Here is a 7,953-nt window from a genome sequence, read left to right on the forward strand (position 1 = left end):
CCGCCGTTCTACGGATGGGGGAGGGGCAGGTGGAGAAGCGGCGCCGGTTCCTGCGCGAGGGCGGGGTCGGCCGGCGAGGCGGTCGGCCGCTCTTCGTGCTCCGCTGTGTCCGGTGCGGTGGGGGACGACAGATCCTGGAGGATGGCCCGGGCGACCTCGCGCGTCTGGGACTGCAGGTAGAAGTGGCCGCCGTCGAAAAGTCTGACGCTGTGTCGCCCGGTGGTGTACGCGGCCCACTTGCCGAAGCCCTCACGCGGCACGCCGGTGTCCTGCTTCCCGCAGTAACCGCTGATGGGGCACTCGACCCGGCAGCCCGCGTGGTCCTGATAGGTCTCGACGGCTTTGTAGTCGGCCCGCAGCGAGGGGAGTGCCATGGCCAGGAGGTCTTTGTCGGCGAGCAACTCGGGCGGGGTGCCCCCGAGTCCGGCGAGGTGACCGGTGAAGTGCTCGTCGTCCATGGTGTGGACCCTCCGGCCGAAGGGAACGGAAGGGGCGGCCCGGCCCGAGACGATCAGCCCTGCGAGGGGGCGACCCCCGCGTCGTTCGAGCCGCAGCGCCACCTCGTAGGCCAGGAGGGCACCCATGCTGTGCCCGAAGAGGGCCAATGGCCGGTTCCGCCAGGGTCGCAGGGCGTGCGCGGCGTGGTCCGCCAGTTGCCGGAGATCATCCAACGCGGGCTCGGCCAGCCGGTCCTGCCTGCCCGGGTACTGCACGATCAGTACCTCGGCCGCGGCGGACAGCTCCGCGGAGAGAGGAAGGTGCGCCGACGCCGAGCCCCCGGCGTGGGGGAAGCAGACCACGGTCGGGCCGTCGGCTCCGGGGTCGTGGAACTGCCGAATCCATGCGTTGTGGACGGTGTTGTAGCGGCGTGTGATGGCCATCGTTCCTCTCGCACCTCTCATGCGGCTGTCCCGTCGACGGGACAGCCCGCAGACCGCACAGCCCTCATGGGGCTGTGCGCCTCACTCCCGGAGTTCGAGTGTGCAGCACTTGACGCTGCCCCCGGCCTTCAGCAGCTCGGTCAGCTCGGCGCCGACAGGATGGTAGCCGCGCTCACGCAACTGCGCGGCGAGGCCTGAGGCCCCCACGGGCAGCACGACGTTGAGGCCGTCCGACAGCGCGTTGAGGCCGAACACGGCGGCGTCGGACTCCTCGGCGAGGATCGCGTCCGGGAACCGCTCGGCCAGCACCGCCAAGCTCTGCGGAGAGAACGCCCCCGGGTAGTACATGATCTGCTCGTCCCCGATGACGGCCAGTGCCGTATCCAGGTGGTAGAACCGCGGATCGACGAGGTTCAGGCTGATCACAGGGCGCCCGAAGAACTCGCGCACCTCGTCGTGGGCCCGCGGGTCGGAGCGGAAGCCGGTGCCGGCCAGAATCGCCCTGCCCGTGCACAGGAAATCGCCCTCGCCCTCGTTGACGTACTCCGCCTGCCGGACCGTGGACCAGCCGCCGCGGCCGAACCACTCCAGGTAGGCCGCGGACTCGTCCCGCCGCTGGGGGTGCCGGAAGCGCGCGACGAGCACCTTGCTGTCCACGACGAGGGCCCCGTTCGCGGCGAAGACCATGTCGGGAAGTCCCGGCACGGGCTCGATCAGCTGTACGTCGTGGCCCAGAGTGACGAAGGTGTCGAACAGCCCTTTCCACTGGGCCAGTCCGGTCTGCGTCGAGGTGGGGCGGGCCGGATCCATCCACGGATTGATCGAGTAGGTGACGTCGAAGTATGTGGGGCGACACATCAGATAACGCCTGGGCGATACCTTTCGCTGTTCGTACGTCGTCGGTTCCGCGTGTTCGTGCGGCACTTCAACTCCTTTCTGCCGGTGGAAGTTCGAGAATTCCGGAACCCATTCCGGAGCGCTTCCCGGGTGAGAAAGGAATAACGTAGCAACACCAAAGTCAATGCCCGCACGGTTCACGGCGGTCGGCCCTTGGCCCGGCCCGGCTCGGCGGTGCGCCGAGGCAGCCGTTCCCTGTCCGCCGATGGATCGCTGGACCCGCTCGCGGGCCTCGGCCTCGGGGGCGGAGAACCTCGCCCGCAGCGGCTCCCCGAGGCGATCAACGGCGTTGCCGAGGCTGGGCCGTTCGCCACGCACCTTCCCGTGAATCCGGCTTCCGCATTACTGTCCTGTCGGCGGGACAACCGGTGCCCGGCGGGGTGCCCGTACCGTCGTCTCCCGCACCGCGTTTCTTCGGCATTTACCTTGGCCTCACGATGGCCCGCCGGACGGGCTGTTGACGAACACTTCCCTTTCGGGTCTCTTTGGTGACGGTGTCGCCCCTCTGCCGGACGGGAAATTCGCGGGACACTCGTTCCGGCCATTCAAAGGACTTGTCCCGCCGGCGGGACAGTGAATTAGCGCCCAGCGGCCGTTATGGCGGCGACGGGCCCGCGAACAGGGCCGGCAATGGCATGGGCGGGAAATCCCGTTCGGCGGAGGAAGGGAAGGCTGCAATGGAATCGTCGCCGCAGGTCCACCAGCGAGGTGGACAGGACGAAGCGTCGGAGCGGCAAGCCGCGCCTTCGAGTGTGCCGGTGTCGCTCGTGGCGGAGATCTCGGCGCTGTGGGGGGAGTACCTCGACGGTCGCGAAGTCGGGCCGGACGACGACTTCTTCGCGCTCGGCGGCAATTCGCTGATCGGGATCAAGATCATCGACCGGGTTTCCCGGGACTACGGCGTCGAGCTGTCCGTGCGCGCCTTCTACCTGGCGCAGACCCCGGCCCGGGTCGCCGAGCTGATCGAGCAGGAAAGGACACGGACGTGAGGCTGACGCCGGGCTCCGCGGGCGATGTCGACCTCGATCGCGTCGACCTGTTCGACCTGGACCTCTACACCTCGGGCGATCCGCACCCGATCTGGGACGTGATGCGGGCGAAGGCGCCCCTGCACCACCAGGTCCTGCCGGACGGCCGAGAGTTCTGGTCGGTGACCCGCTACGAGGACGTCTGCCGGGTGCTCGGCGACCACCGGGAGTTCACGTCGGAGCGCGGCACCGTGGTGACCCACCTGGGGGTGGACGACGTCGCGGCGGGCAAGCTGCTGACCTCCACCGACCCGCCGAGGCACACCCAGGTCCGCAGGGCGATCGGCGCCAAACTCACAGCGCGCGCGGTGGCTCCCTGGGAGGACCGGATCCGGCACGCGATCGTGCGCTTCCTCGAGCCGGCGCTCGACGACGGCACCTTCGACCTGGCCGAGCAGGCGCTGCTCCTCCCCGCGATCGTCACCGGCCCGCTCCTGGGCATCCCGGAGCGGGACTGGGACGAACTCGTGCAGCTGACCGCGATGGTGACGGCCCCGTCGGACCCGCACTTCCAGCACGGCAGCGAAGCCGCGACCCTCGCCATCTCCCATCACGAGCTCGTCACCTACGTCACCGAGTGGGTCAAACGCCGGCGGTCGGCCGGAGGCGAGGACGGGAGCCTGCTCGACCACCTCATGAGCGCCCGCGTGGAGGACGCGCCGCTGACCGACGAGGAAATCGCCCTCGACGGCTACAGCATTCTGCTGGGCGCCAACGTGACGACACCGCACACCGTGTCGGGCACGGTGCACGCGCTCATCGAGCGACCCGAGCAGTTCGCGAAGGCGCAGGCCGACCCGTCGCTGGTCCCGAACCTGGTCGAGGAAGGGCTGCGTTGGACATCGGCCGCCTGTAACTTCATGCGGTACGCGGTGAGCGACACCCGGATCGGCGGGGGCACGGTCCCGGCCGGCGGGGCGGTCGTCGCATGGATCGGGTCGGCCAACCGGGACGAGTCCCAGTTCACCGATCCGCACGAGTTCGACATCACGCGGAGCGGCGCGAAGCGCCAGATCGCGTTCGGATTCGGGCCGCACTTCTGCATCGGGGCACCGCTGGCCCGGCTGACCCTGCGCGTCTTCTTCGAAGAACTCCTCCAGCGCTTCGGATCGATCGACCTCGACGGCGAACCGCAGCATCTGCGGTCGTACTTCATCGCCGGAATGACCCACCTCCCCATCGTCGCCAAGAAACGAAAGACGCCATGACCTCCGGCTCCACCACCGCAACATCGCCGTGGTTCGTCCGGCCGCGGCCCACCGAGCACCCCGCACGGATCTTCTGCTTCCCCTTCTCCGGGTCCGGGGCTTCGGCCTTCAGCGCCTGGCCGGCCGCGATCGACGACGTCGAGGTCTGCCCGGTGCAGTTCCCCGGCCGCGAGAACCGGATGGCCGAACCCCACTACGGCACGTACGAGAACCTCGCCGCCGGCCTGATCGAGCCACTGGTGCCGCTGCTCGACCGGCCGTTCGCGTTCTTCGGGCACTGCGCGGGTGCGCTGCCCGCGTTCGAGACAGTGGTCAGGCTCGCCGAACAGGGTCTGCCCCAGCCGGACCGCCTATTCGTGTCGGGCCAGTCGGCACCGCACGAGGCCTCGCGCGACCGGATGCTCACCATGAGCGAGTCCGAGCTGCGCACCGAGTTGGAGACGTTCCTCCGCGGCCGGGGGATCCAGCCGCGGCAGGACATGATCGACATGGGCATGGCCGTGCTGCTCAGTGATCACGCCGCCGCGGGCGAGTACCGGCGGGCGGAGTCGGTCGTGCTGCCGTGCCCCATCGTCGTACTGCACTGGCGGGACGACTCCGACGTGAGCCTCGACGACCTCGAAGGGTGGCGTCAGTACTCGGACTCGGTCGAGATCCGGGTCGTCGACGGCGGCCACTACGACTTCATGAACGCGCCGGAAGAGCTACGGGAGTTGCTGACCTCTTGGCGGTGAAAGCAGTGCAGCCCGCACGAGCCGTACACCGAGGGAAGCGGAAGGGATTCGTATGAGTGGCGCAGCCACCGATATCGCCGTCATCGGGATGTCGTGCCGCTTCCCCGGCGTGCGCGACCTGGGTGAGTTCTGGCGCTTGCTGCTCGACGGGAGGTCGACCGTCGGAACGTTTCCCGAGCAGCGGGCGGTCGGCTCGAAGTACCCGTCCCACCCGGACGCCGCCACCGTGAACTCGGGGTCGTTCTTCGACGCCGTCGACGGCTTCGACGCGGAGTTCTTCGGCACGTCTCCGGCGGAGGCGGCCGCCATGGACCCCGTGCAGCGGCTGGGCCTGGAGCTCGCCTGGGAGGCCGTCGAAGACGCCCGTGTCCCGGCGGCCGCGCTCGCGGGCCGCGAGATCGACGTCGTGGTCGGCGCCGCGCCCTCCGGGTACGAGCTGCTGCGCAAGCTGTCCGGCAGCGACCAGGATGACCACTACGCCGCGCTCGGCTCCAGCGGTGCGTTGGTCGCGAACCGGATATCGAGCCTGTTCGACCTCCGCGGCATGAGTTTCTGCGCCGACTCGGGCCAGTCCTCGTCACTCGTGTCGCTGGCGCTGACGTGCGACCGGATACGGAGCGGCGCGGTCGACATGGCGATCGCGGGCGGCGTGCACCTGATCGTCGACCCAGAAGCGGGACTCGGCTTGGCGAATCTGGGCGCCCTGTCGCCGGACGGCCACTGCTTCCCCTTCGACGAACGGGCCAACGGCTTCATCCGGGGAGAGGGCGGGGCGTTCGTCCTGCTGAAGCGACTCGACCACGCCGTCGCCGATGGCGATCACATCTACGCGGTGGTCCGCGGCTGGAGCGTCGGCAGCGGTGGCGCTTCCTCCCGGATGCCGGATCCGAGCCCAAGTGGACAGGCGGCAGTCGTACTTTCCGCTCTTGAGCGCGCGGCTGTTCCGTTCGACGGTGTCGACTACGTCGAGGCCCACGGCACCGGCACACGACTCGGCGACCCGGCTGAACTGTCCGGTCTGCGCGAGGTGTTCCGGCAGACCGGCCGGAGCCGCCCCCTGACGATCGGCTCGGTGAAGGCGAACGTCGGACACCTGGAGCCGGCCGCGGGGATCGTCGGTTTCGTGAAGGCAGCGCTCTGCGTGGACCGCGCTCACCTGGTTCCGAACCGGAACTTCCGGTCTCCGAACCCCGCCGTCCCCGACTTCCAGAAGGACTTCGAAGTGCTCCGGGGCGCGCGGCCCTGGCCGAGCGCCCCGGGTCGGCCACGGCGGGCAGGGGTGTCGTCGATCGGAATGGGTGGCACCAACGCGCACGTGCTCCTCGAACAGGCACCCGAGGAGCAGACGGAACCCCGTTCCACGGGTGCGGACTCGGCCTCCACAGGCGTCTCCGGGGTGGTGCCGTGGGTGCTGTCCGCGCGGACGGAGCCGGCACTGCGGGAGCAGGCGGCGCGGTTGCGGGGTCTCGTGGCCGCGGACGCGTCGATGTCCGCGGCCGACGTGGGGCATTCGCTGGTGTCGACGCGGTCCTCGTTCGAGCACCGGGCGGTGGTGCTGAGCGGTGACCGTGCGGAGGCGCTGACCGGTCTCGACCTGGTGGCGGCGGGCGGTGACGCGGCGCGGGTTGTTCGTGGCGTGGCGGCGGGGCCGCTGGGCCCGGTCGTCTTCGTGTTCCCCGGCCAGGGGTCGCAGTGGCTGGGCATGGGAAAACAGCTGTACGCGGAGTCGGAGGTCTTCGCGCGCGGGATCGATGAATGCGCGCGTGCTCTGGAGCCCTGGCTGGACTGGTCACTGGTGGACCTGGTGACCGGTGCGGAGTCGGCGCCGTCGCTGGGGCGCGGGGACGCTGTCGTGCAACCGGCCCTGTTCGCGATGATGGTGTCCCTGGCGAGAGTGTGGCAGTCGCTGGGAGTGGTCCCCGACGCGGTGGTGGGGCACTCACAGGGCGAGATCGCCGCGGCGTGCGCGTCGGGTGCTCTCTCCCTCGATGACGCGGCGCGGGTTGTCGCCCTGCGCAGCAGGGCCCTGACCGATCTGGCCGGCCTGGGCGGGCTGAACGCGGTGGCCGCGCCCCTCGCGTGGGTCGAGGAACGGATGCGGCCGTGGTCCGGGCGACTGTCCGTGGGCGCGGTCAACGGACCGGCTTCGGTGGTGATCTCCGGGGATCTCGAGGCCCTCGGCGAGTTCGCCGCGATGGCGGCCGGTGACGATGTTCGAGTACGCCGCGTCAAGATCGAGTACGCGTCCCACTCCCACCAGGTCGAACGCATCCGTGATCGGGTGCTCGATGCCGCCGCGGATGTCGTACCGAGGGAAACAGCGGTCGAGTTCCACTCCACGGTCACCGGAGGACAGCTCGACACCCGGAAGCTCGACGCCTCGTACTGGTACGACAACCTGCGCTCGACGGTGCGTTTCGGCGAGGTTGTCGAGCACCTGATGCGTGACCGCGGCGGTGTGTTCGTGGAAATCAGTCCGCATCCGGTGCTCCAGGTGGCGATGGAGGAGACCGCCGACGCGCTGGCGACTTCGCCGGTGGTGGTGGGCACCCTGAACAAGGACGACGGGAGTGCCGCCAAGATCCTGACATCGCTGGCAGAACTGTACGTACGGGGTGTGCCGGTGAGCTGGGAAGCGGTGTTCGCCGCGGACCGGTCGCGCCGGATCGGCCTGCCGACCTACGCGTTCCAGCGGCAGCGGTACTGGCTGACAGCACCCGATGAGACCGGCACCACGAATACGGCCACCTCCGGACACGCGATTGGACCAGGCACTCACCAGCCCGCCGACATCGGCAGCAAGGCAGCGGACCTGGGTTCGAAGTCATCGGCACTCGATCTCGTGTGCGCCGAAACGGCCGTGGTGCTGAGCGACAAGGACGCGGGTCTGACGGGCGCCGATCTCGCGGCAAGGTCGACCGAGACCTTCAAGGACCTGGGTTTCGACTCCTCGATGGCCGTGCGGCTCCGCAACCGGCTTGCCGCGGCCACCGGTGTGCGGCTCCCGGCCACGGTCGCGTTCTCCTACCCCACTCCGCAATTGCTCGGCAACCACATCTTTTCCCTCCTGGAGCCGGAAGCGCCCGATGTCCCGGAAACGGTGGGGGAAACGACTCCGGAAAGCCGGAGCGACGACGAATTGTACGAATTGATCGACCGCGGATACATGTAGCACCACCTGTTCGTCAAGCAACGTTGGGGGAGG

General features: G+C 69.3%; 6 protein-coding genes. 4 read left to right on the top strand and 2 right to left on the bottom strand.

The genetic code is table 11. The features are described from left to right. Nucleotides 1–8: 8 nt before the first annotated feature. The gene (locus tag ACIBLC_RS32225; protein WP_399214877.1) at nucleotides 9–881 is read right to left on the bottom strand and encodes a thioesterase II family protein; all 873 of its coding nucleotides are present in this window, start codon (nucleotides 879–881) and stop codon (nucleotides 9–11) included. An 81-nt stretch (nucleotides 882–962) separates the two neighbouring features. Further along, on the bottom strand, nucleotides 963–1,805 hold the full coding sequence (gene ddaH, locus ACIBLC_RS32230; RefSeq protein WP_399214878.1) for a dimethylargininase: 843 nt from the start codon (nucleotides 1,803–1,805) through the stop codon (nucleotides 963–965). Nucleotides 1,806–2,413: 608 nt separating this feature from the next. Between ddaH and ACIBLC_RS32235 the strand changes: the two genes are divergently transcribed. Genes ACIBLC_RS32235 through ACIBLC_RS32250 form a run of 4 tightly spaced genes read left to right on the top strand, consistent with a single transcriptional unit; the run spans nucleotide 2,414 to nucleotide 7,920 of the window. Next, complete coding sequence (locus ACIBLC_RS32235; protein WP_399214879.1) at nucleotides 2,414–2,767, top strand: acyl carrier protein; 354 nt, start codon at nucleotides 2,414–2,416, stop codon at nucleotides 2,765–2,767. Continuing rightward, a complete protein-coding gene (locus tag ACIBLC_RS32240; protein WP_399214880.1) occupies nucleotides 2,764–4,014 on the top strand; it encodes a cytochrome P450 in 1,251 nt (416 codons plus the stop codon). The genes ACIBLC_RS32235 and ACIBLC_RS32240 overlap by 4 nt, the downstream gene beginning before the upstream one ends. Continuing rightward, entirely contained in the window at nucleotides 4,011–4,748 is a 738-nt protein-coding gene (locus ACIBLC_RS32245; RefSeq protein ID WP_399214881.1) for a thioesterase II family protein, read from the top strand. Before ACIBLC_RS32240 ends, ACIBLC_RS32245 begins: the two co-directional genes overlap by 4 nt. A 52-nt stretch (nucleotides 4,749–4,800) precedes the next feature. Then, on the top strand, nucleotides 4,801–7,920 hold the full coding sequence (locus ACIBLC_RS32250; RefSeq protein ID WP_399214882.1) for a type I polyketide synthase: 3,120 nt from the start codon (nucleotides 4,801–4,803) through the stop codon (nucleotides 7,918–7,920). Nucleotides 7,921–7,953: the final 33 nt, after the last annotated feature.

Source organism: Streptomyces sp. NPDC050535, from assembly GCF_044457665.1.
GTDB lineage: Bacteria > Actinomycetota > Actinomycetes > Streptomycetales > Streptomycetaceae > Streptomyces.

What these genes read in the sequence shown, in the direction of transcription:
- ACIBLC_RS32225 (WP_399214877.1), bottom strand. Translation starts at nt 881, where the DNA reads ATGGCCATCACACGCCGCTACAACACCGTCCACAACGCATGGATTCGG.
- ACIBLC_RS32235 (WP_399214879.1), top strand. Translation starts at nt 2,414, where the DNA reads ATGGGCGGGAAATCCCGTTCGGCGGAGGAAGGGAAGGCTGCAATGGAA.
- ACIBLC_RS32245 (WP_399214881.1), top strand. Translation starts at nt 4,011, where the DNA reads ATGACCTCCGGCTCCACCACCGCAACATCGCCGTGGTTCGTCCGGCCG.
- ACIBLC_RS32250 (WP_399214882.1), top strand. Translation starts at nt 4,801, where the DNA reads ATGAGTGGCGCAGCCACCGATATCGCCGTCATCGGGATGTCGTGCCGC.